Source organism: Serratia sp. NGAS9 (assembly GCF_009905295.1).
Lineage (GTDB): Bacteria > Pseudomonadota > Gammaproteobacteria > Enterobacterales > Enterobacteriaceae > Serratia > Serratia bockelmannii.
This window is the reverse complement of sequence record NZ_CP047605.1, coordinates 2,664,095-2,690,794: the sequence shown is the minus strand read 5'-3', so window position 1 is coordinate 2,690,794 and position 26,700 is coordinate 2,664,095. Positions and strand designations below refer to the sequence as shown.

Below are 26,700 nucleotides of genomic sequence, written 5' to 3'. Positions count from 1 at the left end.
TTAATTCGGGTAGGTCAGCAGCTCGGTCATCGCGTCGATGTAGCGCTCGCTGGCGGCATCGGCGGAGATCGGCGGGAATTCGGCGGTGATGCACGGCAGCGACAGATCTGCGCACCAGCTGCCGAACGAACCGGGCGTTTCATAGCCGACGCTGGTCACCAGCGGCAGTTCGAATTTGTGCGACAGCCAAACGCCGAGCCGCGAGCTGGCGGGATCTTCGATGCAGGCCAGCGGTTCGTGGAACGACACCACCCAGTGCGGCTTCAGACGATGGATCAGATGACACAGCGCCTGGGTTTCCGGTTCGGAACCGGGGCGCCCACCGGTGGAGAGCTTGACGTCGCGCACCGGCGCCGCGCTGTTCCAGCGGTAGACGGTATCGCCGGAGCGCCAGTTGGCGGCCGGGAAGTTGCGGTTCAGATCGACGCCGTTGGCATTGGCGCGCAGCCCCAGCTGACAGCCGTCGGGGTTGACCGCCAGCACCACGTGGTGGCGCAACTGTTCGGGGGCGATGCTGCGCAGCGCGCAAGATAGGGTCACGATGGCGGCGCTCTCATCGCCGTGGGTGCCGGCGATGATAAGCCCGGTCTCCGGGCCGCTGATCGCCGCCGGGAAATAGAGCAGCGGCGCGCCCAGCAGCGAGCTGCCGTAGTTCTCTCCTGCGATGGCCAACTGGCCACGTTCACTGCGTGGTCGATGTTCGGTCATGGTGTTGTCCCTGGATTAAAGGTCGAGAGTCATTGTCATTTTATTCAGTGTATTACGCTTTGAGGCATCTTTCCCATCGCAATTGTGCGACGTTTGCGCAATCTGTGACGCCGCGGCGGTGAAAATGCCAATTAAACCGCACCTGGCCTGGCGCTGTTGTTATACTAACGGCAGAGCTAAGCCAATCACCCGCAAGAGGATTTAACATGCCAGTAGCCAGAATCATCGCCAGCTATAGCGAAAATGAAAATGACACCATCACGCTGCTGTGCGGCGTGGATGCTGAAAACCAGATCCGTCAGGGGGAATGGTTCGGCGTGGTGAAAAATGACGACGGGCGCGGGGACGAATCGAACTATCCGTTCACCCTGCATATCGATTACCAAAAAGATGTCTTCTACCTCGACTACGGCTACGACGACGCCGACGCGCGCCAGCTGCAAAAAACCGATATCTCGGCCCGTCCGCTGGCCGAGAAAGGCTTTTTCACCGTGTTCGATGAAGAAGAGGGTGAAGAGTTCAGCTACCGCATCAACAGCATCCACCTGTACGACTGACGGTCGCCGCTGCAAACACCGCCCGTGCCGCCCTGCGCCGCACGGGTTTTTTATTGCCTGAATCGCACTTTTTGCAACTTCTCGGCCGTGAGCGCTAGGCCGGACGGATCTTGTGCTATATGATAAAAAATTCAGATGGTTAACGGGGGTAAATCATAATGACGGGAAGAAAAATGCAACGGGGTTTTCGTTTGGCGCTTTGCGCGGCGGCGATCGGCGCCTGTATGAGCAGCGCTATGGCGGCGCAGGTTCCCCCGGGCACCGCGTTGGCGGCCAAACAGGAAATCGTGCGCCACATTAAAGACGAACCGGCCTCGCTCGATCCGATTAAAGCGGTAGGCCTGCCGGAGGCCCAGCTGGCGCGCGACCTGTTCGAAGGGCTGGTCAATCAGGACGCCAATGGGAAAGTGATCCCCGGCGTCGCCACGCGCTGGCAGACCAGCGATAACCAGACTTATATTTTCCATCTGCGCAAAGATGCGCGGTGGTCAAACGGTGACCCTGTCACGGCGAAGGATTTCGTCTACAGCTGGCAGCGGCTGGTCGAACCGAAAAACCTGTCGCCGTTTGCCTGGTTCGCGCAGTTAGCGGGGATCCAGAACGCCGAGCAGATCATCAGCGGCAAACTGCCGGCCGATCGCTTGGGCGTGTCGGCGCCGGACGACTATACGCTTAAAGTACAGCTGGACAAGCCGGTGCCGTACTTCGTCAGCCTGACGGCTAACTTCAGCCTGTTCCCGGTGAATAAGGCGGTGGTGGAAAAATACGGCAACGACTGGACCAAGGTCGGCAATCTGGTGGGCAACGGCGCGTTCAAACTGCAAGAGCGGGTGGTGAACGAGAAGCTGGTGCTGACGCCTAACGATCATTACTGGGATCATGCGCAAACCGTGCTGACCAAAGTGACCTTCGTGCCGATCAATCAGGAATCCAACGCCACCAAGCGTTACCTGGCGGGCGATATCGACATCACCGAATCCTTCCCGAAAAACATGTATCAGAAGCTGCTGAAAGATATTCCGGGGCAGGTGTACACGCCGGATCAGCTCGGCACCTATTACTACGCGTTCAACACCCAGCGCGCGCCGACCAACGACGTGCGGGTGCGCCAGGCCTTGTCCTACGCCATCGATCGCAAGATTATCGCGGAAAAAGTGCTGGGCACCGGCGAAAAGCCTGCCTATCACTTCACGCCGGACGTGACTGCCGGGTTCAAACCGGAGGTGAGTTTGCTGCAACAGCAATCGCAGGCGGAGCTGGATGCGCAGGCCAAGGCGTTGTTGCAGGCGGCCGGTTACGGCCCGAACAACCCGCTGAAGCTGACGCTGTTGTATAACACCTCGGAAAGCCACCAGAAGATCGCCATCGCCGTGGCCTCAATGTGGAAGAAAAAGCTCGGCATTGACGTCAAGCTGCAAAACCAGGAGTGGAAAACCTATATCGACAGCCGTAATACCGGTAATTTCGACGTGATCCGCGCCTCCTGGGTAGGTGACTATAACGAGGCGTCGACCTTCCTGTCGCTGTTGACCTCTACCCACAGCGGCAACATTGCCAAGTTCAAGAACGCGGACTACGACAAGCTGCTGGCGCAGGCGGGGCGGGAAACCAACCCGGCGGCGGTGACCGCCGATTACAACAAGATGGAGCAAATCATTGCCGATCAGGCACCGATCGCGCCGATTTACCAGTACACCAACGGCCGCCTGATCAAACCGTGGGTAAAAGGCTACCCGATCACCAATCCGGAAGACGTGGCCTATAGCCAAACGATGTATATTATCAAACACTGATTGGGCTTATTTTTCACCCCCGCATAACGCGGGGGATTTATTTTTATTGACGGTTAAATGAAGAAGGTAAATTAATTTATCCACGCGATAAACCCCGTTTAATAATAAACAGGGTTGCCATCATCACATTATTTTTTTGCTATTTCAGAGAGCGGTTACGCTTATAGACAGTCCCGCATGGCATCCACCACCACACGGCCGCTCATGTCGGTTTGGGTGATGCGATAGCTGGTGGGATAAGAGCGGCGAGTGCTGAAACGATCGTGGACGGAGACCTTGCCAATCTGCAGGCCAGCGGCGTTTTTTACCACGAATTCACTGATCTCTTCCTGCCCCTGGTTTTGCAAATGGATATTGCTGATTTTTTCCAGCGTATCGCTGGCGTTTATTTTTAAATGGTCGCGTAACATAACTACCTCCTCGTAGTGAGAAAAGTATATGCCCCTAAAATTTGCGCTGAAACAGCTTTATGTTGATTTATTATTATCATTTTGAATTAAAAGTGATAGCAATATGTTAAGTCATAATAATAACGGCATTACCAGTGCTTTATCGGTGATATTGCCCGATTTATCGGCAATGGTTTATTTCATTACCGTTATTATTAGTCTGCATTAATGGGGAAAAGCGCTCGCCTGGCCGCCGGGGCGGGAAAGACGCAGGCGACGTTGTGCCCGCAGCCGGGAACGATCGTTAACCGATGCGGCTTCTTCGGCGCCAGGTAACGCCGATCGTAGTCGGCATAGGCCAGGGCGCGCTGCAACCGGTAGGGGCCCTGCAGCTGGGCGGCGCAGGATTTGTCGAGTATCCGATAGTAGGCGCCCGGCGCGGTGCCGGTATCCTCGGCGGCAGCCAGATAGGTGATATCGGCTGCGGCGTAACGCCGGCGTGCCGTGTCTGCGGTGCGTTGCAGATGAGCGGGAAGCGCTTCCAGACCGTATTTCCACTGGTTAGCCTGTGGGCACTGGCCGCCATTCACCGTTTGCCAACGGAATCGACAGGTTTTTTCACTGCCGCAGCTTCCCCAGCTTGTGGGCTGAGGACGCAGATTCTCAAAGTAGAGCCAGCTGCCGGGATCGGCCACCACATAGCGCAGACGCACCCCGTTTGGCGGATGGGCAAAGCCCACATAGTGCTGCACGAACTGGGCGCCGGCAGAAAAACCGGCCACGGTTATCGACTGCAGCGATGGCCAGCGCCGTTTCAGATCGGCCAGCAGGTTATCCAGGGCGTTGAACGAACCGGTTTTCCCGCTATTATCCAAATCGCCTGCGATCCAGGAACTGCAACGCCACAGGGCCTCGCCGTCTTGCGGTGACGGGAGCCCGGCGGAATGGCAATGAACGGCAAGTTTCTCCGGCACCTGGAACAGCGGGGCGACCAATAAGCCGTTGTCTCCCGCTCCCTGTGCGGCATCGATCGCCGCTTGCAACGTCTTGGCGACATCGCGCGGGCGGCCGTGCATCACCACCAGTGCGGTGCGCGGCTGGCGGGAGTGAGTGTGAGCGACAAAATAAGGCAGTGAACCCGCTGCCGTCGGCGCGTGATAGGGCGTGGCGAGGCGTTCTAATACCGGCTCTGCACGAACCGATTGGTCGAACAGCAGCAGGGCGGCCATTGCGATGCAGCGCAGGCGGCGCATCCTCGTCAGGTTCGGCGCAGCGCAGTGCGCAGTTGTCTCAGGACTTCCCGGCATCGTTGTTCCTCACGCGCTCGTTGATAGTAGCGATAAAAGGCGCGTTCCGAACTGAGGTTACCCGCCAGCGCCAGTTGCCTGAAGATTAAGTATGTCAGACTGAGCATGATGATAATAAATATAAAGCCGGGGAACAGCAGCTGCCAGCCGTCGGTGATGCGCGCACCGGACATAAACACCAGCGACGGCGCGATAACCAGCACGCCAAGCTGCCGCAAGCCCCATTGCGCCAGCACAGGCATTAGCACCAATAGAGTGACGAATAGCAGGTATTTCAACAGATAGCGACAGGAAAGCAGCGAGCGTTTTAACGCACTGTCGGCGTGTCGTTGCAAAACGAAACCCTCGGACGTGGTGCGCAGGATCTGCTATCGGCCGCCAGTAGGTCTGTAGCGCTCCAGCGCCGTTACGCCGTCCGGCAGTGCCAGCAATTGCTGCAACTCCGCCAGCCCGACGGTTTTGCTACCGATGTAATCCCTAAACAGTAAGAGCTGCATGCGCTCACTGTGGGGCTTCTCGACGGATTCGAGTAGCTTGAGCAGCTTGTCATGGTTTTCCCGCCGAATACGAAATGGCGTTTTAACAACGGCGATAAACAGGGTGATAACGGTCAAACTGACTTTGAGAATATCTGCGGCGCTGATCTCAAACATGGGGGCTTCCTGTCGTTGCGATGTGTTCCCTAAGGCCAGAAGTATAGAGCACGTTTTTCACCTGGCGTGAAAACTGGCGTTACAGCTTGGCCTTTGATCTCCAAGGCGTTAAGGCTAGACTCAGCAACATAAGTAAGACTGAGGGGATAAATGAATGGATGTGATTGAGGGGAGCGAGCTGCAGATCGCCGATGCGGTTTACGCCTACCAGTTGGACGGCAAGGGCGGCGTCACGCCGATCGAGCAAGATGACAAGATCACCTGCGACGCGCCGTGCTGGCTGCATCTTGATTACGCGCACCCGGCCAGCGCCGAATGGCTGAGCACCACGCCGCTGCTGCCGGACTCGGTGCGCGAAGCGCTCTCCGGCGAAAGCTCTCGGCCACGCGTCAGCCGCCAGGGCGAAGGCACCATGATCACCCTGCGCAGCATCAACTTCAACGCCAACTCACGGCCGGACCAGTTGGTCACCATCCGTGTGTACATCACCGATAAACTGATTATCTCCACGCGGCACCGCAAGGTGTATTCCATCGATCAGGTGGTGAACGATTTGCAAAGCGGCGCCGGGCCGACCAACAGCGGCAACTGGCTGGTGGAGATTTCCGATGCGTTGACCGATCACACCAGCGAATTCATTGAGGATCTGCACGACAAGATTATCGATCTGGAGGACGCCTTGCTGGAACAGCAGGTGCCGGAGCGTGGTCAGCTGGCGTTGATCCGTAAACAGCTTATCGTGCTGCGCCGTTACATGGCGCCGCAGCGTGACGTTTTCGCACGGCTGGCCAGCGACCGCCTGCCGTGGATGAGCGACGACGATCGCCGCCGCATGCAGGACATCGCCGATCGCCTGGGGCGCGGGTTGGACGATCTGGACGGTAGCATCGCGCGCACCGCTATCTTGTCCGACGAAATCACCACGGTGATGGCCGACGCGATGAACCGCCGCACTTACACCATGTCATTGTTAGCGATGGTCTTTTTACCTACCACCTTCCTGACTGGGCTGTTTGGCGTCAACCTTGGCGGCATACCGGGCGGCGGTAACCCCTTCGGTTTCGCGGCATTTTGCCTGATGCTGGTCGGGTTGGTGCTTGGCGTCGCCTGGTGGCTGAAGCGCAGCCGCTGGCTGTAGGTGAAAATGACGAAAACCCGGTTAACATTGAGCAAAATCAACATTTAGCCGGGGGAAATGGGGCATGATCTCTCTCGCAGGTGAATGCAACGTCAAGCGATGGGCGTTGCGCTCCATAATTGTCTTACTTTCTTATTTTTGAATTACTGCATAGCACATTTGATTCGTACAATGCCGGTTTAATCACCGGCATTTTTTTATTCGGCTTCCCTTCTTCTTCAGGCCGCGCTTTCATCCCAGAAGCTGGCTTCAATCTTGTGCCCATCCAAATCCCGGACAAAGCAGCCGTAGTAAGCCTCACCGTAATGCGGCCGCGAACCGGGCGCGCCTTCATCGACGGCACCGGCCAGCAGCGCCTGGCGATGGAATTCCTCCACCTGTTGCTTACTGGTGGCGAAAAAACCGACGTGCGTACCGTTGCCGGGTGAGGCCGGGCGGCCGTCGATCGGCACCTGCAGCCAAAACTCCGGGTAGTCGCGGCCGTAACCGATGGCGCCGGGATGCTCCAGCACCCGTCGGCATCCCAAGGCGGCCAGCGCACGATCGTAAAAGGCGGCGGCGGCCTCGAAATCGTTGGAGCCCAGCGAGATGTGGGACAGGCAGGGGGTAATATTCATTGCGCGATCTCCATATGACTGTATAAATAAACAGTATAGGGTAAAAACGGCACTGCCCAGTAAATTTTGCGCAAACTGTGAACAGGATCGAGATCGTCGAGAAAGGGAAATGTCGCCGCTCGCAGGATGGCAAGCGGCGAGGGGGCTTATTTGATTTCCAGCACGTTCAAACGTTCTGGCGCAGGTATCGCGTCGTCCGAGTCTTCCGGCTGCCAGCCGACCGGCTGCATCGGGATGTCTTCGCGATCGAAGGCCAAATCGCCGCCGTCTACCACGGCGCTCCCGTGGTGAATGCCCTTGAAATCGAACAGATTGATATCGCTCAGGTGCGAAGGCACCACGTTTTGCATGGCGCTGAACATGGTTTCCAGCCGGCCAGGATAGCGTTTGTCCCAGTCACGCAGCATATCGCCGATCACCTGGCGCTGCAGGTTAGGCTGCGAGCCGCACAGGTTGCATGGAATGATCGGGAACGCTTTGGCGATCGAGAAACGCTCGATGTCTTTCTCGCGGCAATAGGCCAGCGGGCGAATGACCACGTGCTTGCCGTCGTCGCTCATCAGTTTGGGCGGCATGCCTTTCATCTTGCCGCCGTAGAACATGTTGAGGAACAGCGTCTGCAGAATGTCGTCACGGTGATGGCCCAGCGCGATCTTGGTGGCACCCAGTTCGGTGGCGGTGCGGTACAGAATGCCGCGGCGCAGGCGCGAGCACAGTGAACAGGTGGTTTTGCCTTCCGGGATCTTGTCTTTGACGATGCTGTAGGTGTTCTCTTCGACGATCTTGTATTCCACCCCCAGGCTTTCCAGGTAGGCAGGCAAAATATGCTCAGGGAAGCCGGGCTGTTTCTGATCGAGATTCACCGCGATCAGCGAGAAGTTGATCGGCGCGCTCTGCTGCAGGTTACGCAGGATCTCCAGCATGGTGTAGCTGTCTTTACCGCCGGACAGGCAGACCATGATGCGGTCGCCTTCTTCAATCATATTGAAATCGGCGATCGCTTCGCCCACGTTGCGGCGCAGGCGCTTTTGCAATTTGTTCAGGTTGTACTGCTCTTTTTGGCTAACGGATTGCTTTTCTGACATTTAAATCGTGCTCATTCTCAATAGGGGGCACTAGGGGCATGGCGTTGTAGATCGCGAGTTTACCATTCAACCGGCCGATTTTGATCATTATTCATCATCCAGCTTCAACGCGCCCGACGCGAGGCCTGTATGGTACGGATTGTAGCGATGAATACCAGCAGGTTTTTCAGCTCGCCGCTTTATCGGTTTCCCTTAAAAGCCTTCGCCGTCATTTGAACGAAGGCCTTGAGGGAACGTTGTTTCGCGGTGCAGGTCTCATCTCAGACAGAACTTACTTCGAGAGGCACTGAGAGCATGAAAGGAATCGCTGTTGTTGGATTTTACGCATCGTTTTTTGCCTACGCAGAAAACGCACTGGCGTTTGACACGATACCTGTTGGTCTGAGCGAACCGACCGAAACCGTGGTACTGGTACCGCGCGAGCAAAAAGAGCGTCTTGATGGCAAGGATAAGGGAGATGCACTTTATTGTTATTATGACGGGAAATTATTCTCGCTGGGCGCCACGTTCAAAGACAAGGTTTGCGCTTTAGCGGAGATTAAAACGGATAAGCCGTTCTCGGCACGCGTCATGGCCCAATGGATAAAAGAAAAAAGTGCGGCTCGCTAAGTGTGAAACCCCTGAGCATTGAGGCCCACCGCTGATTCAAACGGTATGTGAAAAACAGGGCGCGAATTGCTCGCGCCCTGAGGGAGGTTACTCAGCAGCGGACTTTTCCGCCTTACCGGCCAGCAGGCTGAGGAAATCGTATTTCTCCTTCAGCTCTTTCTCGGCGGCCTGATACAGCGCGCTGGCCACCTCCGGCTGCTGAGCGTTCAGGCGGCGGAAACGCTGTTCTTTCAGCAGCGTTTCCGACAGGTTGCTGTTTGGCGGCCGCGAATCCAACGCTAACGCGGCCTTGCCCTCGGCGCTGCGGCGCGGATCGAAGCGGTACAGCGGCCAGAAGCCGGTGGCGGTCAGCTGTTTCATCTGATCGTGGCTGAGCGCCAGATCGTAGCCGTGTTCTTCGCACGGGCTGTAGGCGATGATCAGCGACGGGCCCGGATAGGCCTCGGCCTCCTGAATCGCTTTCACCGTTTGGTTAAGCTGCGCCCCCAGCGAGATCTGCGCGACGTAGACATGGCCGTACATCATCATGCTGACGCCCAGATCCTTGCGCGCCTTGCGCTTGCCGTGCTCGCCGAACTTGGTCACCGCGCCGAGCGGCGTGGCTTTCGACTGCTGGCCGCCGGTGTTGGAGTAGCATTGGGTGTCGAGCACCAGCACGTTGACGTTCTCCGTCAGGCTGAGGACGTGATCCAACCCGCCGAAGCCGATGTCGTAGGCCCAGCCGTCCCCGCCGATCAGCCAGATGGATTTATCGACCAGGTAATCGGCGTCGGCCGCCAGCTGGCGTGCGTCTTCACCTTCAATACTCGCCAGCAGCGTGCGCAGTTCGGCGATTTGCTTACGGCGCGGCTCCGGCGCCACATCTTCCATCTGCAGGGCATTGACCAACTGCTCCGGCAGCTGCGTCGCCAGCGAATTCAGCAGGCGCAGCACCCGTGCGCGATGTTGATCGACCGTCAGACGGAAGCCCAGGCCGAATTCGGCGTTGTCTTCGAACAGCGAGTTGGCCCACGCCGGCCCGCGCCCTTCGGCGTTGGTGGTGTACGGCGTGGTCGGCAGGTTGCCGCCGTAGATCGAGGAACAGCCGGTGGCGTTGGCGATCAGCAAACGGTCGCCATAGAGCTGGGTCAGCAGCTTGATGTACGGCGTTTCGCCGCAGCCGGAGCAGGCGCCGGAGTATTCGAACAGCGGCGTGATCAGCTGCGAGGTGCGAATGTCGATGCGCTCCAGCTGCGCTGGATCGATTTCCGGCAGCTGCAGGAAGAAGTCGTAGTTGTCTTTTTCCGCCGTCAGATTATCGAGGCGCGAAGCCATGTTGATGGCCTTGATCTCTGGGGTCTGGCGATCTTTCGCCGGGCAGACCTCGACGCACAGGTTACAGCCGGTGCAATCTTCCGGCGCCACTTGCAGTACGTATTTCTGGCCGCGCATATCGCGTGATTTGACATCCAGAGACTGCAGGGAAGCGGGGGCGTGTTCCATCTCCGACGGCTGAACCACTTTGGCGCGAATGGCGGAGTGCGGGCAGGCGGCGACGCAGTGGTTGCACTGGGTGCACAGATCGGGCTGCCAGACCGGGATCGCTTCGGCGATGTTGCGCTTTTCCCACTGGGTGGTGCCCACCGGCCAGGTGCCGTCCGGCGGGAAGGCGGAAACCGGCAGCGCATCGCCCAGCCCGGCCAGCATCGCGGCGGTAACGGTTTTGACGAAGTCCGGCGCGGCGTCCGAGACCACCGGTGGGCGCATCGGGCTGCTGTCGTCGACCGGTTGCAGTGGAATTTCAATCAGTGCGCCACGGGTGGCGCCCAGCGCCTGCCAGTTGCGCTCGACGATCTCCTGGCCCTTGTTGCTGTAGCTGCGCGCGATGGCATCCTGCAGCTGTTGCAGCGCCACGTCGCTCGGCAGGATCTGCGTCAGGTGGAAGAACGCCATCTGCATTACGGTGTTGATGCGCGCGCCGAGCCGGCATTCGCGCGCCAGCTTGGCGGCGTTGATGATATAGAAACGCGCCTGGCGTTGATGCAGCAGCGCCTGTACCTCCTGCGGCAAGCGTGACCAGACCTCGTCGGCGCCGTAAGGGGTATTGAGCAGGAAGGTACCGCCGGGTTTGAGACGTTCAACCATCTGATACTTATCGATAAACTGCAGCTGGTGGCAGCCGACGAAATCCGCCTGGCTGACCAGATAGGCCGAATTGATCGGCTGCTCGCTGACGCGCAGATGCGACACCGTCAGGCCGCCGGCCTTTTTGGAGTCGTAGACGAAATAGCCCTGCGCATACAGCGGCGTGGCGTTGCCGATGATTTTGATGTTGTTCTTGGTGGCCGAGACCGAACCGTCGCTGCCCAAACCGTAGAACAGCGCTTCCAGCGAGGCGCGCTGCGGCAGGATTTCGTCGCTCAGCGGCAGTGAAAGCCCGGTGACATCATCGAAGATGCCGACGGTAAAGCGCGGGCGCGGCTGCGGCTGGGCCAGCTCGCGAAACACCGCCAGCGCACAGTCCGGGCCGAACTCTTTCGACGACAGGCCGTAACGGCCGCCGATCACCCGCGGCAGCGTGGCGCGCTCACCCCGGCTGTAGGCCTCCGCCAGCGCGGTCATCACGTCCAGATACAGCGGTTCGGCCAGCGCGCCCGGTTCTTTGGTGCGATCGAGCACCGCGACGTTGCGCACGCTGTCCGGCAGCGCGCCGAGCAGGTATTTGGCGGAGAACGGCCGGAACAACCGGACTTTCAGCACGCCGACTTTCTCGCCGCGGGCCAGCAGGGTGTCAATCACCTCTTCGCAGGTGCCGGCGGCGGATCCCATCACCACCACCACGCGCTCGGCCTGCGGGTGGCCGTAATAGTCGAACGGCCGATAGTGGCGGCCGGTGAGGGCGGCGAAGGCCGCCATGGCGTCGATCACGTGTTGGCCGGTGGCGTCATACCACGGGTTGGTGGCTTCGCGCGACTGGAAATAGGTGTCCGGGTTGGCGGAAGTGCCGCGCACCACCGGATGATCGGGCGACAGCGCCCGGCGGCGGTGAGCGTCGATCGCCGCCTGCGGCAGCATTTGCCGCAGCGTATCGTCGCTGAGCGGCACGATCTTGTTGATTTCGTGCGAGGTGCGGAACCCGTCGAAGAAGTGGATAAACGGCACGCGCGCGTTGAGAGTGGCGGTCTGTGAGATCAGCGCGAAGTCCTGCGCCTCCTGCACGTTGCTGGCGCACAGCATGGCGCAGCCGGTTTGGCGCACCGCCATCACGTCCGAATGGTCGCCGAAGATCGACAGCGCGTGTGTGGCTACGGTGCGGGCGGCGACGTGCAGCACGAACGGCGTCAGCTCTCCGGCCAGTTTGTACAGCGTCGGGATCATCAGCAGCAGACCCTGCGATGAAGTGAACGAAGTCGACAGTGCGCCGGTTTGCAAGGCGCCGTGCACGGTGGCGATCGCGCCGCCCTCAGACTGCATTTCCACCACCCGCGGAGTATCGCCCCAGATGTTTTGCCGGCCATCGCCGGACCAAGCGTCTGCTTGCTCCGCCATGGTGGAACTTGGCGTGATAGGGTAGATGGCAATCACTTCGTTGGTGCGATAGGCCACGGAAGCGACTGCGTTATTACCATCTGTAGTTATCATCGACATTACCTTTTCATTGCTCACAAAGCCGCGAAAGCACACTTTCGCAGTAATGGGAAAAAGTCTAACAGAGGGTTTGAACGTGGCTTTATCGCGTTTGTGTGGCGGGTGATAAATCGTCAATGGCGTATTTCCTCGCCGAATGAGATGCAGTGGCAATAAATTGTTTTGACCGTTTAAAGACAATTTATTTCCGGCGCGTCATAATTGCGCATCGGCAAACTGACAGAAGAAAATCATGAGCGCATTTATGTATTTGACGATGGCGATAGTCGCGGAAGTGATCGCCACCACCATGTTGAAAGCCTCCGAGGGCTTTACCCGCCTGTGGCCGTCGCTGCTGGTGGTGCTGGGTTACGGCGTGGCCTTTTGGGGGCTGTCGATGGTGGTCAAGAGCATGCCGCTGGGCATCGTGTATGCGATTTGGTCGGGTATGGGCATCGTGCTGGTGTCGATCGCCGCGGTATTCGTTTACCAGCAAAAATTGGATTGGCCAGCGATTGTCGGCATGGGATTAATTATTGCCGGCGTGCTGGTGATTAATTTACTGTCTAAAGCCTCGGTGCACTGAGTGTTATTTTAATGTGAAAAAAGGCCGGCGTGACAGCAAGTCGCGCCGGTTGAAGAATTCAGCCATCATTCACTGAAAATAGTGGAATGCTAATTACTTAGCGCCGCCAGCATAGACGTAAATATCGTCCTCTCCGGTAGCAAAAAATGCGTCGTCTCACTGAAAGCACGTGAAGATAATGAATACCGATATCGCGGGAGAAATCTCTTCGTCAGCAGCGGTGACGTTATCACTTTCTGCGTGCGGCCGGGGCCAGGCACAGGGTGGCGCTGTCACGTTTGGCGTATCGCGCCGGGGCGGAAATATTCTGCAAACAAAATAAATGTCCGGCCGGTGCAAAAAAATGACAAATAATGGCTGGAATATATTTTCATTATTTATATATCGAGCTAGATTAAACAAGTTTGCATCAAAGATAGCGAAACGTGTCCGCTAAGTGACGCGCGTTATCAGCAATGGCGATTTTACACAGCGCAGTTCCGGGTTCAGGAGTGGGATAATGACGACATCAAAATGGTTGCTTGCCAGCGCCGTGCTGCTTTTAGCCGCCTGCAGCAGCAATAACGAAGAGCCAGTACAGCAGGGCAACAGTGCCAGAATCAATACGTTGCAGACCAGCGCCGGTTGCGCGGCGGTCGGTGGCGTTACTACCATCGCGCATAACCTGAACGGTGAAGCGCTGCGCATGTGCCAAATGCCGAATGGCAAGCAGTGCGAAGAACGCACGCTGGGCCTGGGCAGCTGCGCCGGGTAAGCCCGCAGCGACAGGCCCGGATCAATACACCCAGTCGCGCAGGGTATAAACCAGCGTGTGGCCGCTGCCGTTGAGCGTCAGTTGCTGCGCGTTCAGCATCACGTCGGCGCCGTTTTCGAGCACGGTGCCGATCACATGATCCCAGCGGTTGCGCTGCTCATCAGGGCACAGCTTGCGCGTCGAGGCCAACGGTTTTACCGTCAGCACGCCGTCGCGTAACTGCCCCTGGCCGAAGAAGCGGTTGCACATCGCGCCGGAGACATGCAGGTTCTCGCCAAATTCCAAATTGAGCAGGCCGCCATCCGTTCGTGATTGTGCCGCTTCACCATCTACGCTCTGCAACACGAAGTTGTGATGCAACAGATCGCCGGGTGTGACGGTAGACTGTGGTTTCATGCTGCATCCCCCTAGGACCAGCGTCGCAAGGGCGGCCACCGTGGTTTTTCTCATTGCGTTCTCTCAAATAAACAGGGCGCCGCAAGGGCGCCCCGAAGTTACGCTCAGGCGTTCAGCTGGTTCGGGCAGGCTTCGCCGCGATCCAACAGGCTGATGTTCTGCAGCGTGGTTTGCGAAATGCTGGTCAGCGCCTCTTCGGTCAGGAAAGCCTGATGGCCGGTGAACAGCACGTTGTGGCAGGCCGACAGGCGGCGGAACACGTCATCCTGAATCACGTCGTTAGACTTGTCTTCAAAGAACAGATCGCGTTCGTTCTCGTAGACGTCCATCCCGAGCGCGCCGATTTTTTGCTGCTTCAACGCGTCGATGGCGGCGGTAGAGTCGATCAGCGCGCCGCGGCTGGTGTTGATCACCATTACGCCGTTTTTCATCATCGCGAAGGCGTCGGCATTCAGCAGATGGTGGTTTTCCGGCGTCAACGGGCAGTGCAGGGTAATCACGTCGGATTGCGCGTACAGCGTTTTCAGGTCGACATACTCCGCGCCCAGCGCCAGCGCCTGTTCGCTCGGGAACGGATCGTAGGCCAGCAGCTTCATGCCGAAGCCTTTCAAAATGCGCATCGTCGCCACGCCGATTTTACCGGTGCCGATCACGCCGGCGGTGCGGTTGTGCATGTTAAAACCGATCAGCCCTTCCAGCGAGAAATTGGCGTCGCGAGTGCGTTGATAAGCGCGGTGAATACGGCGGTTCAGGCACATCATCATGCCTACCGCGTGTTCTGCCACGGCCTCCGGCGAGTAGGCCGGCACGCGCACTACCTTGATGCCCAGTTCTTTGGCGGCGTCCAGATCGACGTTATTAAAACCGGCGCAGCGCAGGGCGAGGAGCTCGACGCCCAGTGCCGCCAGTTCTTCGAGCACTTCACGGCTGCCGTCGTCGTTGACGAAGATACACACCGCCTTGCAACCGGCGGCCGTTTTGGCGGTTTTTTTGCTGAGTAAAAAGTCGAAGAATTCCAGCTCATAGCCAAACTGCTGATTCACCAGTTCGAGATATTTACGGTCATACTGTTTGGTACTGTATATCGCCAATTTCATCGTGGTTTCTCCACCGTGATTTTGTGATCAATTTAACAGATTTTAGTAAATTCGACAATTGGTTAGCGGTTTGGCCAGCGTGGGGTTTGTTCGGTCAACCAGGAGGATGAAACCGGCCCCATAGGGCCGGTTCACGCGATGTTAGCGAGCGATTTCCGTGTAATGATGCTCATCGTAGTCGTGGGTCAAGTACCCGTTGACGGCATCGTTAAAGGCGACCCAATGCGGGGTTTTCTGGTGTGCCGAAAGCGCCGCCTTATCGTCCCAGTTTTCGATCAGCGCGTAGCTGTTTTCATCGTTCTGGCATTGCCAAAGCTGGTAAAAAGAGCAGCCGGTTTCTTTATTGGATTCCTGCACCATGGTGTTGAGCAGGCTGAGAAACGCGGGGCGTTTGGCCGGATTGACCTGAAAAAAGACATTGAGCGTGATCATGGTTTATTTCCTCAGTCGATAATGAAACTGGAATTTCCAGGTGGCAGCAATGTGCTGACTGCGAGGATTCTACGGACTTGATGGTTGACTAAAAGTGAAATAAAGTTCCGATGCTATTCATTTTTGGTGAAGGTTTGTGATGTTGAAACGTGCTCAGTTGGTGACCTTTTGCATGGTGGTTGAGTCAGAGAGTCTCACGGCAGCGGCTGAGAGGCTGTTTTGCGTGCCCTCTAACGTGACCAAGAAATTAAAAGAGTTGGAAATGGCGTGTGGCGTTACGCTATTTGATCGTGAGCGCAATCGACTGTCGCTCACACCGGAAGGCCGGGCGCTTTACCATAAAGCCAAGCGCTTTTTGGCTATCGAAGAGCGGGCGCGAGCGCAGCTTGAACAGGATCCGGTGCAGGGTGAACTGAAGCTTGGCGCGCTGGATATCGCCTTGAGTCATCATCTGCCGCAAAAGTTGGCGCATTACCGTGCGCAGAACCGCCGCGTTCAGTTGAGTGTGGTACAGGGCTATTCGCTGGATCTGGAGTTTCAATTGCAGAAAGGAACTCTGGACGTGGTGTTTTCAGATGGGCCGATAGAACATCCGCAGCTGCAGAGCCGGCGTGCTTTTCAGGAGCGTTTGGTCTTCATTGGCGGGGCGTATCAGCCAGCGTTGTTGGCAAAAAGCGATCTCTATGTTTATTCGCGTCAATGCCACTATCGCCATCTGGTGGACGCCTGGCTGCAAAAGCAGCAAGTGATCCCCGCCGCGCTGCTGGAGGTGGAATGCTATGACGTGATATTCGCCTGCGTAAGCGCGGGGTTGGGGTATGCGTTTGTCCCTGAGAGCCTGGCGCGACAGCGGGAGGTTGCGTATACCGAGTGCGGGAATGAAATGCGCAGCGATATTTATGCTATCTGGCGTAAAGCGAGCGACAGCCGCATAGTACAGGCTTTTATTGAGGCCGTGATTTGAAATTAGCGGCAAAAAAATCCCCACGGGGGTGTGGGGAATGGCTTCTCTAGTACACAGTTAGCTAGCAGCTAAACTTTTATTAGAATGGTTGCAAGACTATTAATCATCAACGGTAACGACAATAACAAAAGTCTGAAAACCGTCCTATTTATGTGATGTATATGTAACGAAAATCTACAACTTCGCACACGTTTGCGCTAAAAAGGTGCAAATCGCCTTTGCGACCCCGCTCAGCTTCACCCTATGTCAAATTCGTGCCATCATTATTGTCAATTCAGGCATAGACTTAACCAATGCCTAACTCAGGAACGAAGCAATCATTTAATGACCAGGCGATTGAAAGTATTCATAGGGACCGTGGCGGGCTGTGCAATTCTGGTGCTGGCGTTATGGCAAACTTTGCCGCGCTGGCTGCCGGGGGTGTTATCGCATTGGTTGCCGGCGGGAAGCCGACTTGAGTTACAGGGCAAGTTGCATTGGCGCCAGGGCGGCCTGGCGTTGCCGGGGGCACGTTTCACCGCGCAAGATTGCCTGCTGGCCAACGTCGGTCCGACGCGGCTGGCTTACCGCCAAGGCCGCTGGCAGCTGTCGAGCGATAAGGTCAGCGTCGATAGCGCCTGTTTGTCAAAACTGCCGGGCGGCGACGCCAACAGCGCGCCGCTGGCGCTCGATCAATTGCAGCGGCAACTGCCGGCGCTGGATCTCACCATTAATGATCTGACGCTTATTCCCTGGCAGCGCTATGCCGGCAAGCTGCAGCTTTCCTCCGGCCCCGACGGGCAACGTCTGCATTATCGGGGACCGAATCTCAGCGCCGAGGCGCGGCTGGATGAAAAACAGCAGCTGACGTTGCAGAGTCTGACCGTCGTCCCGCCCAACAGCGCGCAACCGCTGCACCTAGCCGGTAAGATAACTCTCCCGCTGGATCTGGCCAGCCTGCCGAAGCAGGGCGCGTTGCAGGGTGAAATGCAGACGGCCTATCTGGAAAAACCGGTTTTGCTGGATATGCGCTGGCAACAGCAGCAGGGCGTGTTGACGGTGAGCGAGAAAGGCGACGATCGGCCGCTGGCGGTGCTGCCGTGGGAAGTGACCTCGCAGCGGGTCAGCATCAAGCAGGGCGAGTGGCGTTGGCCCTACAGCGGACAGCCGTTGAACGGCGGCCTCAGCATCGCGCTGCACGACTGGAGCAAGGGATTGGATGAAACGGAGATCAGCGCGCGGCTGAACGTGATCACCGCCGGCCACAACGGCAAGGGTAATGCGGTGCTCACCCTCGGGCCGGGCAAGGTGGGGTTGACCGACAGCGATCTGCGCTTCCAACTGACCGGGCAGGCCAATCTGGCCGATTTCTCCACCACCGCGTCGATCCCGGGCGTGATCGGCGGCAGCATTCTTAACCCGACGCTGGTTCTGCAGCCAGGTTCGCTGCTGCGTCTGTGGGGCAAAGTGACGCCGGAAATGACGCTGGAAGAGGCGCGTCTACCGCTGGCCGGCGTGAAGGTGACCGCCGCCGGCATCACCGGCCGCCTGCAGGCGATTTTGAGCGCCAGCGACAGTTATTGGGGGCGTTTGAAGCTCCACCTGGACGGCCAGGCGCAGGATTTCTGGCCGGACAAGGGCGACTGGCAGTGGCGTTACTGGGGCAACGGCCGGTTGCCGCCGCTGCAGGCCGCCTGGGACGTCGCCGGCAGCGGTCGTTGGCAGGACAGCGAGCTGGTGCTCGACAAGCTCTCCACCGGTTTCGACAAATTGAAGTACGGTCTGGTGACGGTCGCCGCGCCGCGCTTGAGCCTCAACCAGCCGCTGCGCTGGCAGCGTGATGAACAAAGCCCGCAGTTCAACGGCGAATTCCAGCTGGCGGCGGATAAGGTCAGCTTCAGCGACGGTGGCTATCTGCCGGCGCCGGTGCTGGCGCTGCAGGTGAACGGCCGTTCGCCGGACAGTTTCCAGATGCAGGGCAAGCTGCAGGCGCAACAGATCGGGCCGATCGCGCTGCGCGGCCGTTGGGACGGCGAACGTCTGCGCGGCGAAGGCTGGTGGCCGAAACAGTCGCTGAAGGTCTTCCAACCGCTGTTGGCACCGGATCTCAATCTCACGCTGCGCGACGGCGAGTTTTACGCGCAGTCGGCGTTTTCCGCCGCCCGTGAACAAGGGTTCGAGGCCGGTGGCCACTGGGTGGTGAAAAACGGCGGCATGTGGCTGAAAGACGGCGAAATGAGCGGCCTGGATTTCATCCTGTCGTACCGTTTCAAGCAGCATCACTGGCAATTGGGAGCTAAACAGCCGGTATCGCTGCGCATCAAGTCTTTCACCAACCTGTTCGAGATGCAGAACATTTCCGCCGATCTGCAGGGCACCTATCCTTATAGCGAAGGGCAGCCACTGACGTTGAGCAACGTCGGCGTGGACATGCTCAACGGGCATATCAGCTTGTCGGCGCTGCGGTTGCCGCAGCATGACGCCGCGGTACTGAAGCTGGATAAGGTCGATCTCAGCGCGCTGTTTACCGCCCTGAAACCGAAGCAGTTCGCCATGTCCGGCCGGGTCGACGGCGAGCTGCCGCTGTTCCTGAACCATCCGAAGTGGTTGGTGCAAAACGGCTGGATCGCTAACGCCGGCACGTTGACGCTGCGCCTGGACAAAGACATGGCCGACGCCATCGGCAGCAATAACCTGGCGACCGGCGCGGCGATCGACTGGCTGCGCTACATGGAAATCAACCGTTCGCATGCCCGGGTCGATCTCGACAACCTGGGCGAGTTGACGCTGAGCGCGCGCATCGACGGCATCAACCCGCAGAAAAGCGCCAAGCGCGAGGTGATCCTGAACTATCGCCATCAGGAAAACGTGTTTCAGCTGTGGCGCAGTTTGCGCTTCGGCGACAATTTACAGGAGTGGCTGGAGCAGGCCCTCTCACAACCTGGGGAGCAACAATGAAAATCATGAGTGTGTCGACGCTGGCAGCGGTGCTGTGCGTTTCGCTGCTGAGCGGCTGCGTGCCGCGCATCGAGGTGGCGACGCCGAAGGATCCGATCACCATCAATATGAACGTCAAGATCGAGCATGAAATTCATATCAAGGTGGATAAGGACGTCGAAAACCTGCTGAAAACCCAAAGCGGTCTGTTCTAGGAGCCGACATGAAAAAACGTTATTTGTGGCTGGCCGGCGCCGCCTGGTTGTTCAGTGGCATGGCGATGGCGTTGACGCTGGATGAGGCGAAGCAGCAAGGGCGGGTAGGTGAAACCCTGAGCGGCTACATCGCGCCGGTGAAGCAGGACGCGGAAACCCTGGCGCTGGTGAAACGCATCAACGCCGGCCGCGCCGAGAAGTATCAGGAAGTGGCGGACGGCAACCATATCGCCGTCGACGAAGTGGCGCGCATGGCCGGGCAGAAGCTGGTGACGCGGGCGCAGAGCGGCGAGTATGTGCGCGGCATCAACGGGCAGTGGCTGAAGAAATAAAAAAAAGCGCGCCGTCTGGCGCGCCAAAAGATACGGATAGATGATTATTATGAGGGTAGTGCAGGTTTGACAGGACTTGCCTCTTGTCCGGCAGGGGCTCGGCGCCCCTGCGCAGGGTCTTAGGCAGCAACCACCTGAGACAGGGCCGCCTTGGCGTCTTCCTGTGCTTTGGTCGCCACTTCCGGGCCATAGGCGATGCCTTCCGCGAAGACGAACTCCACGTCGGTGATGCCGATGAAGCCCAGGAACAGACGCAGGTAAGGTTCTACCAGGTCGGTCGGAGTGCCTTTATGGATGCCGCCGCGGCTGGTCAGGATCACGGCGCGTTTGTTTTTCACCAGGCCTTCCGGACCGTTTTCGGTGTAACGGAAGGTCACGCCGGCGCGGGCAACCAGGTCGAAATAGTTTTTCAGCTGGGTCGGAATGTTGAAGTTGTACATCGGTGCGGCAATCACGATGACGTCATTGGCCTGCAGCTCGGCGATCAGCTCGTCCGACAGGGCCAGCGCTTCTTGTTGACGTGGAGTCAACGGAGCATCGGAAGGACGCAGCGCGCCGACCAGTTCACCGTCCAGCACCGGGATTGGCTGTGCGGCCAGATCGCGCACGGTGATGGTGTCGCCGCTGTGGGCGTTGCTCCATTGCTCTACGAAGAAATCGGCCAGTTGGTTAGACTGAGAGTAGGTCGCCAGGATGCTTGATTTCAGAACCAATACGTTGCTCATCGATAATTCCTTACGTTGTGACAGTGACATCAGGACTCAGCGTCCCTTGCATGAAGTACATGCTATTCACATTCCCCCAACAGTGATAGCGCAATATTTCGAGATCTCCGTTCAATTTTATTGAATGACATGGCGACGCTTTACTCGCGGAAGTAGGGGGAGAAAGCCGTTTGTGATAGGCTGTGCGGCTAAAGCAAAAAAATCGCTAAAAAAACATTAAACCGTTGCCAAGCCTGGCCTTGGCGGCGAAGAAACAAGGAACACCGAACGTGAAATCTCCGCTCGAGGCACTGCCGGCCCAACTGGGCGAGCTGATGCTCCGCGATCAACAACGCCTGCGTCGTCGCCTGCAGGGCGCACGAAAAATCAAAAATCCCGATGCCCAGCTGGCGGTCGCCGCCGACGTGGAAAGCGACATCGCGACGGCGCGGCAAAAAGTGCAGGCGCGCGCCGCGTCTTGCCCGCGCATTACCTATCCGGAAAGCCTGCCGGTCAGCCAAAAAAAGCAGGACATCTTAAACGCTGTCCGCGACCACCAGGTGGTGATCGTCGCCGGGGAGACCGGCTCGGGAAAAACCACCCAGTTGCCGAAGATCTGTCTGGAGCTGGGGCGTGGGGTGAAAGGGCTGATCGGCCATACCCAGCCGCGCCGCCTGGCGGCGCGCACCGTCGCCAACCGCATCGCCGACGAGCTGGAAACCCCGCTCGGCGGCAGCGTGGGCTACAAGGTGCGCTTCAACGATCAGGTGGGGGAAAACACCCTGGTCAAGCTGATGACTGACGGTATCTTGCTGGCGGAGATTCAGCAGGATCGCCTGCTGATGCAGTACGACACGTTGATCATCGATGAAGCGCACGAGCGCAGCCTGAATATCGACTTTATTCTCGGCTACCTGCGCGAACTGCTGCCGAAGCGCCCGGATCTCAAGGTGATCATCACCTCGGCGACCATCGATCCGCAGCGTTTCTCGCGCCACTTCAACAATGCGCCGATCATCGAGGTTTCCGGCCGCACCTACCCGGTGGAGGTGCGTTACCGCCCGGTGGTGGACGACGGCGATGATACCGACCGCGACCAGCTGCAGGCGATTTTCGATGCGGTGGACGAGCTTGGGCGCGAAGGGCCGGGTGACATTCTGATCTTCATGAGCGGCGAGCGCGAGATCCGCGATACCGCCGACGCTTTGAACCGCCTCAATTTGCCGCACACCGAGGTGCTGCCGCTGTATGCGCGCCTGTCGAACAGCGAGCAGAACCGGGTTTTCCAGTCGCACCACGGCCGCCGCATCGTGCTGGCCACCAACGTGGCGGAAACCTCGCTGACGGTGCCGGGCATCAAATACGTCATCGATCCGGGCACCGCGCGCATCAGCCGCTACAGCTTCCGCACCAAGGTGCAGCGCCTGCCGATCGAGCCGGTGTCGCAGGCCTCCGCCAACCAGCGTAAAGGGCGCTGTGGCCGCGTGTCGGAGGGCGTGTGCATCCGTCTGTACTCTGAACAGGATTTCCTCTCGCGGCCGGCGTTTACCGATCCGGAAATTCTGCGCACCAACCTGGCGTCGGTCATTCTGCAGATGACCTCGCTGGGGCTGGGCGACATCGCCGCGTTTCCGTTTGTCGAGGCGCCGGACAAGCGCAACATTCAGGATGGCGTGCGCCTGCTGGAAGAGCTGGGGGCGATCACCACCGCCGATAACGGCCACTATCAGCTGACGCCGCAGGGCCGGCAGCTGGCGCAGTTGCCGATCGACCCGCGTCTGGCGCGCATGGTGTTGGAAGCGCAGAAGAGCGGCAGCGTGCGCGAGGTGATGATCATTACCGCCGCGCTGTCGATTCAGGATCCGCGCGAGCGCCCAATGGATAAGCAGCAGGCCTCGGATGAAAAACACCGCCGTTTTGCCGACAAAGACTCGGACTTCCTGGCGTTCGTCAACCTGTGGGATTATCTGCAGGAGCAGCAAAAGGCGAACTCTTCCAGTCAGTTCCGCCGGCTGTGCCGCAACGATTTTCTCAACTACCTGCGGGTGCGCGAGTGGCAGGATATCTATACCCAACTGCGCCAGGTGGTGAAAGAACTGGGGCTGCCGATCAACAGCACGCCTTCCGATTATCGCAGCGTCCACACCGCGCTGCTGACCGGCCTGCTGTCGCACATCGGCCAGAAGGATACGGACAAGCAGGAATTTACCGGCGCGCGCAACGCCCGCTTCTCGATCTTCCCCGGCTCCGGCCTGTTCAAGAAGCCACCGAAGTGGACCATGGTGGCCGAACTGGTGGAAACCAGCCGCCTGTGGGGACGCATCGCCGCGCGCATCGAACCGGAATGGATCGAGCCGCTGGCTCAGCACTTGGTGAAACACAGCTACAGCGAACCGCACTGGTCGAAGTCGCAGGGGGCGGTGATGGCCAGCGAAAAGGTCACGCTGTTTGGTCTGCCGATCGTTGCGGCGCGCCAGGTCAACTACGGCGCCATCGATCCGCTGCTGTGCCGTGAGCTGTTTATCCGCCATGCGCTGGTAGAGGGAGACTGGCAGACGCGCCACGCCTTCTTCCGCGAAAACCAAAAGCTGCGCGCCGAGGTGGAAGAACTGGAGCATAAATCGCGCCGCCGCGACATTCTGGTGGATGACGAAATGCTGTTCGGGTTCTACGATCGCCGCATCCCCAACGACGTGGTGTCCGGCCGTCATTTCGACAGCTGGTGGAAGAGCGCGGCCAAGCAGCAGCCGGATCTGCTGAACTTCGAAAAAGAGATGCTGATCAAAGACGGCGCCAACAAGATCAGCGCGCTGGATTACCCGAACTTCTGGCATCAGGGCAACCTCAAGCTGCGGCTGAGCTACCAGTTTGAACCGGGCACCGACGCTGACGGCGTGACGGTGCACATCCCGCTGCCGATCCTCAACCAGGTGGAGGAGCAGGGCTTCGAATGGCAGATCCCCGGCATCCGCCGTGAGCTGGTGATTGCACTGATCAAGTCGCTGCCGAAACCGGTGCGTCGCAACTTCGTGCCGGCACCGAACTACGCCGAGGCGTTCCTTGGCCGCGTAACGGCGCTGGAATTGCCGCTGCTGGACGCGCTGGAGCGCGAGCTGCGGCGCATGACTGGCATGACCGTGTCACGTGATGACTGGCAGTGGGATCAGGTGCCCGATCATCTGAAGATGACCTTCCGCGTGGTGGGCGAGAAAAACCAGACGCTGCGCGAAGGCAAAGATCTGGCCGCCTTGCGCCTGCAGTTGAAAGAGAAGGTGCAGGAGACGCTGTCGGCGGTGGCCGATGACGGACTGGAGCAGAGTAACCTGCATGTCTGGAGCTTTGGCCAATTGCCGGCGTTTTACGAGCAGAAGCGCGGCGGCTATTCGATGAAGGCATACCCGGCGCTGGTGGATGAAAAGGACAGCGTGGCGATCCGCCTGTTCGACAGCGAAAGCGAGCAGCAACAGGCGATGTGGCAGGGCACGCGTCGCCTGCTGTTGTTGAATATTCCTTCACCGATCAAATACCTGCATGAGAAACTGCCGAACAAAGCCAAGCTGGGGCTCTATTTCAACCCGTACGGCAAGGTGCTGGAGCTGATCGACGACTGCATATCGTGCGGCATCGACAAGCTGATCGCCGAACACGGCGGCCCGGTCTGGCAAGAAGCAGACTTTGCACGGCTGCAGGAGCAGATCCGCGCCGAGCTGAACGACACGGTCGTCGAGGTGGCCAAGCAGGTTGAACAGATCCTGACGGCGGTCTTCAACATCAACAAACGGCTGAAAGGCCGGGTGGACATGTCGTTGGCGCTGGCGCTGTCGGACATCAAGACCCAGCTCGGCGGGCTGGTTTACCGCGGCTTCGTGACTGGCAACGGATGGAAGCGCCTGCCGGATACGCTGCGCTACCTGCAGGCGATCGAGCGGCGGTTGGAAAAACTGGCTATTGATCCGCACCGCGATCGCGCGCAGATGTTGCGGGTGGAGCAGGTGCAGCAGGCGTGGCAGCAGTGGCTGAACAAGCTGCCGCCGAAGCGACAGCAGGAGGAAGAAGTAAAAGCGGTGCGCTGGATGATAGAAGAGCTGCGCGTCAGCCTGTTCGCGCAACAGTTGGGCACGCCTTACCCGATCTCCGATAAGCGCATTTTGCAAACTATCGAGCAGCTTTCGAGCTAAGCTCAGCCGCACCGGCCGGCAAGCGGCCGGCGCAGCGCAAGTTGAAATTCGCAGAGCAGAGCAACAGCAACGGCGCATAATGCGCCGTTGAGAGAGGATTATTTGCCTGCCGCCAGCGCGTCCAGCGCTTCGCGGATACCGGGCACCGCCAGGGCACGGTTATCGGCGCGATAGCGATCTTTCGCCGCCGGTGCCGAGCTTTGGATGGCGATCAGTTGCCAGCCGTCGGCGGTTTTCAACAGCAGCGGCGAACCGCTGTCGCCGGGCAGAGTATCGCACTGGTGCGACAGTACGCTTTGCTGGGCCCAGCCGGTGACCTTGCAGTTTTGGTGGCTGTAGAGGTCATCCAGATGATCCTCCGGGTAGCCCGCTTGAGTTATCAGCCGTTTGGCCTGTTTCAGGGCCTGAGTCAGCGCCTTGCTGTCGCCTTGCCACAGCGGCAAGGGTGCGATCGGCAGCGGTTTTTTGTCTTTCAGACGGATCAGCGCAAAGTCATAAGCGGCCGCGGCGGGCGGGACGATCCAGCCATCACCGTCCGGCTTCAGCTTTTTGCCTAGTTTGCTGTCGACCAGGGTCTCGATATTGTCGGTTTGATACTGCCACGACTTATCACCCGCCACGAAGCGCAGAGCGATGGCTTTATCCAATTGCCCCGGCGGTGCCAGCACGCAGTGGCCGGCGGTCAACGCCAGGTGTGGGGAGATCAGCGTGGCGGTACACAGATTGCCGCTGGCGGTTTCGACCTGGCCGATGGCCTGCCACGGCTTGGCGGCGGTATCCGTGACCTTGATTCGTTCATCTTTGCCGAAAAACAGACGCGTTTGCTCGGCCTTGGACGGGCCGTCTGCGCGTGCCGCCTGAGAAGCGATGAGCGGGAGTGAACACAGCAACAGTAAAACGGATATGCGCATAGATCTCTTGCCTGACAAATACGGATCATCCATAAACACACTGAATGCTAACTATAGACTGATTTAGCAGCCATGTGGATGGGCAATAATTGATTTTTCAATAATTTCCCGCCGGCGATGCGGCAGGCTACAGGTAAAAAAAGACGGCGATCAGTCCGCAAAGGATCAGGGCGGTCAGAACGATCTCGAACAGGTAGCGGCGCAGCATCAATGAGAACCCCCCGATGAAAAAACACCCGGTGAACCGGGTGTCGTACACGTCAAGCCTGAAACGGTGAGGGGACCCTCACGACATTACGCTTTTTTGTGGCTGGCTTTCTTGTGGTGCTTTTTAGCCGCCTGGGCTTTTTGCGCCGGGGCTTTCTTGCCGGCTTTTTTGTGATGCTTTTTGGCCGCCTGAGCTTTCTGAACCGGGGCTTTCTTGCCGTGGTGTTTCACCTGAGCTTTAGCCGGCGCAGCGGTGGCGGTGGTTGCGGTAGCCGCAGGTGCGGTGGTGGCAGCCTCGGCAGCGAAAGCCACGGAAGACAGACCCATTGCAGCGGCAACAACCAGAGCTAATACTTTTTTCATCGCAGAATCCTCAACATGACTTTTGGGTACCAACCCCACTGCGGGGCCGTTGAGATGATAGTAGGCAAACGGCGTCCGGCTTTCCGTGAGTGATTGGTTTCGGCATGTAACCTAATGTACAGGGCGGCGGTGGCGAGGGGGATTGCTGCTATAATGACCGCCAGACAAGAAAAAAGGGATTTA

General features: G+C 58.5%; 25 protein-coding genes. 11 read left to right on the top strand and 14 right to left on the bottom strand.

Features of this window, described 5'->3' with window-relative positions:
• Nucleotides 1–708: a murein tripeptide amidase MpaA gene (gene mpaA / locus GUC32_RS12890; protein ID WP_049205472.1), complete on the bottom strand. Its 708-nt coding sequence runs from the start codon at nt 706–708 to the stop codon at nt 1–3.
• A gap of 206 nt (nt 709–914) precedes the next feature.
• Here mpaA and GUC32_RS12885 point away from each other — a divergent pair, with 206 nt between their 5' ends.
• Both GUC32_RS12885 and GUC32_RS12880 read left to right on the top strand, forming a co-directional pair.
• Nucleotides 915–1,265, top strand: a complete 351-nt coding sequence (locus GUC32_RS12885) for a hypothetical protein (RefSeq protein WP_025302994.1) — start codon at nt 915–917, stop codon at nt 1,263–1,265.
• A gap of 158 nt (nt 1,266–1,423) precedes the next feature.
• Nucleotides 1,424–3,058 carry an ABC transporter substrate-binding protein gene (locus GUC32_RS12880; RefSeq protein WP_369435262.1) on the top strand — a complete coding sequence of 545 codons (1,635 nt, stop codon included), beginning with the start codon at nt 1,424–1,426 and terminating at the stop codon, nt 3,056–3,058.
• A gap of 161 nt (nt 3,059–3,219) precedes the next feature.
• On the opposite strand, the gene GUC32_RS12875 is transcribed toward GUC32_RS12880, so the two are convergent.
• The 4 genes from GUC32_RS12875 to GUC32_RS12860 all read right to left on the bottom strand — a co-directional run bounded on the left by GUC32_RS12875 (nt 3,220) and on the right by GUC32_RS12860 (nt 5,407).
• Nucleotides 3,220–3,468, bottom strand: a complete 249-nt coding sequence (locus GUC32_RS12875; RefSeq protein WP_004930507.1) for a hypothetical protein — start codon at nt 3,466–3,468, stop codon at nt 3,220–3,222.
• A gap of 194 nt (nt 3,469–3,662) precedes the next feature.
• Complete coding sequence (locus GUC32_RS12870) at nt 3,663–4,754, bottom strand: hypothetical protein (RefSeq protein ID WP_319868861.1); 1,092 nt, start codon at nt 4,752–4,754, stop codon at nt 3,663–3,665.
• Entirely contained in the window at nt 4,706–5,089 is a 384-nt protein-coding gene (locus GUC32_RS12865) for a hypothetical protein (RefSeq protein WP_369435261.1), read from the bottom strand. Before GUC32_RS12865 ends, GUC32_RS12870 begins: the two co-directional genes overlap by 49 nt.
• Before the next feature lie 33 nt (nt 5,090–5,122).
• On the bottom strand, nt 5,123–5,407 hold the full coding sequence (locus GUC32_RS12860) for a hypothetical protein (protein ID WP_369435260.1): 285 nt from the start codon (nt 5,405–5,407) through the stop codon (nt 5,123–5,125).
• Nucleotides 5,408–5,561: 154 nt separating this feature from the next.
• Between GUC32_RS12860 and zntB the strand changes: the two genes are divergently transcribed.
• Nucleotides 5,562–6,545: a zinc transporter ZntB gene (gene zntB / locus GUC32_RS12855; protein WP_025302990.1), complete on the top strand. Its 984-nt coding sequence runs from the start codon at nt 5,562–5,564 to the stop codon at nt 6,543–6,545.
• A gap of 218 nt (nt 6,546–6,763) precedes the next feature.
• Here zntB and GUC32_RS12850 read toward each other — a convergent pair whose 3' ends face one another.
• Nucleotides 6,764–7,162: a VOC family protein gene (locus tag GUC32_RS12850; protein ID WP_049205465.1), complete on the bottom strand. Its 399-nt coding sequence runs from the start codon at nt 7,160–7,162 to the stop codon at nt 6,764–6,766.
• A gap of 146 nt (nt 7,163–7,308) precedes the next feature.
• Nucleotides 7,309–8,247 carry a tRNA 2-thiocytidine(32) synthetase TtcA gene (gene ttcA / locus GUC32_RS12845; protein WP_025302988.1) on the bottom strand — a complete coding sequence of 313 codons (939 nt, stop codon included), beginning with the start codon at nt 8,245–8,247 and terminating at the stop codon, nt 7,309–7,311.
• 294 nt (nt 8,248–8,541) lie between these two features.
• Between ttcA and GUC32_RS12840 the strand changes: the two genes are divergently transcribed.
• Nucleotides 8,542–8,856, top strand: a complete 315-nt coding sequence (locus GUC32_RS12840) for a hypothetical protein (RefSeq protein WP_025302987.1) — start codon at nt 8,542–8,544, stop codon at nt 8,854–8,856.
• An 87-nt stretch (nt 8,857–8,943) separates the two neighbouring features.
• Here GUC32_RS12840 and nifJ read toward each other — a convergent pair whose 3' ends face one another.
• Nucleotides 8,944–12,477 (bottom strand): pyruvate:ferredoxin (flavodoxin) oxidoreductase, encoded by a 3,534-nt coding sequence (gene nifJ, locus GUC32_RS12835; RefSeq protein WP_369435259.1) that lies wholly within the window; start codon nt 12,475–12,477, stop codon nt 8,944–8,946.
• Nucleotides 12,478–12,715: 238 nt separating this feature from the next.
• Between nifJ and ssmE the strand changes: the two genes are divergently transcribed.
• Nucleotides 12,716–13,048, top strand: a complete 333-nt coding sequence (gene ssmE, locus GUC32_RS12830) for a multidrug efflux SMR transporter SsmE (protein WP_025302985.1) — start codon at nt 12,716–12,718, stop codon at nt 13,046–13,048.
• A gap of 499 nt (nt 13,049–13,547) precedes the next feature.
• A complete protein-coding gene (locus tag GUC32_RS12825) occupies nt 13,548–13,802 on the top strand; it encodes a DUF333 domain-containing protein (RefSeq protein WP_015377999.1) in 255 nt (84 codons plus the stop codon).
• A 21-nt stretch (nt 13,803–13,823) separates the two neighbouring features.
• On the opposite strand, the gene hslJ is transcribed toward GUC32_RS12825, so the two are convergent.
• The 3 genes from hslJ to GUC32_RS12810 form a co-directional block, all read right to left on the bottom strand.
• Complete coding sequence (gene hslJ, locus GUC32_RS12820; protein WP_369435258.1) at nt 13,824–14,252, bottom strand: heat shock protein HslJ; 429 nt, start codon at nt 14,250–14,252, stop codon at nt 13,824–13,826.
• Nucleotides 14,253–14,302: 50 nt separating this feature from the next.
• Complete coding sequence (locus GUC32_RS12815) at nt 14,303–15,295, bottom strand: 2-hydroxyacid dehydrogenase (RefSeq protein ID WP_369435257.1); 993 nt, start codon at nt 15,293–15,295, stop codon at nt 14,303–14,305.
• A 141-nt stretch (nt 15,296–15,436) separates the two neighbouring features.
• Nucleotides 15,437–15,727 carry a putative quinol monooxygenase gene (locus GUC32_RS12810; RefSeq protein WP_025302982.1) on the bottom strand — a complete coding sequence of 97 codons (291 nt, stop codon included), beginning with the start codon at nt 15,725–15,727 and terminating at the stop codon, nt 15,437–15,439.
• 139 nt (nt 15,728–15,866) lie between these two features.
• Between GUC32_RS12810 and GUC32_RS12805 the strand changes: the two genes are divergently transcribed.
• From GUC32_RS12805 to GUC32_RS12790, 4 genes are all read left to right on the top strand, one after another.
• Nucleotides 15,867–16,691 carry a LysR family transcriptional regulator gene (locus tag GUC32_RS12805; protein WP_080287156.1) on the top strand — a complete coding sequence of 275 codons (825 nt, stop codon included), beginning with the start codon at nt 15,867–15,869 and terminating at the stop codon, nt 16,689–16,691.
• A gap of 324 nt (nt 16,692–17,015) precedes the next feature.
• On the top strand, nt 17,016–19,628 hold the full coding sequence (locus GUC32_RS12800) for a YdbH family protein (protein ID WP_369435256.1): 2,613 nt from the start codon (nt 17,016–17,018) through the stop codon (nt 19,626–19,628).
• Nucleotides 19,625–19,822 (top strand): YnbE family lipoprotein, encoded by a 198-nt coding sequence (locus GUC32_RS12795; RefSeq protein WP_025302979.1) that lies wholly within the window; start codon nt 19,625–19,627, stop codon nt 19,820–19,822. Before GUC32_RS12800 ends, GUC32_RS12795 begins: the two co-directional genes overlap by 4 nt.
• 8 nt (nt 19,823–19,830) lie before the next feature.
• Nucleotides 19,831–20,154, top strand: coding sequence for a YdbL family protein (locus GUC32_RS12790; protein ID WP_048796882.1), 324 nt, complete (start codon nt 19,831–19,833; stop codon nt 20,152–20,154).
• Nucleotides 20,155–20,273: 119 nt separating this feature from the next.
• On the opposite strand, the gene azoR is transcribed toward GUC32_RS12790, so the two are convergent.
• On the bottom strand, nt 20,274–20,879 hold the full coding sequence (azoR, locus tag GUC32_RS12785; protein WP_015377994.1) for an FMN-dependent NADH-azoreductase: 606 nt from the start codon (nt 20,877–20,879) through the stop codon (nt 20,274–20,276).
• A 269-nt stretch (nt 20,880–21,148) separates the two neighbouring features.
• Between azoR and hrpA the strand changes: the two genes are divergently transcribed.
• Nucleotides 21,149–25,036 carry an ATP-dependent RNA helicase HrpA gene (gene hrpA, locus GUC32_RS12780; RefSeq protein ID WP_369435255.1) on the top strand — a complete coding sequence of 1,296 codons (3,888 nt, stop codon included), beginning with the start codon at nt 21,149–21,151 and terminating at the stop codon, nt 25,034–25,036.
• A 98-nt stretch (nt 25,037–25,134) separates the two neighbouring features.
• On the opposite strand, the gene GUC32_RS12775 is transcribed toward hrpA, so the two are convergent.
• Together GUC32_RS12775 and asr are read right to left on the bottom strand one after the other, a co-directional pair.
• A complete protein-coding gene (locus tag GUC32_RS12775) occupies nt 25,135–25,947 on the bottom strand; it encodes a serine protease (protein ID WP_043143623.1) in 813 nt (270 codons plus the stop codon).
• A 294-nt stretch (nt 25,948–26,241) separates the two neighbouring features.
• Complete coding sequence (gene asr, locus GUC32_RS12770; RefSeq protein ID WP_025302975.1) at nt 26,242–26,517, bottom strand: acid resistance repetitive basic protein Asr; 276 nt, start codon at nt 26,515–26,517, stop codon at nt 26,242–26,244.
• Nucleotides 26,518–26,700: the final 183 nt, after the last annotated feature.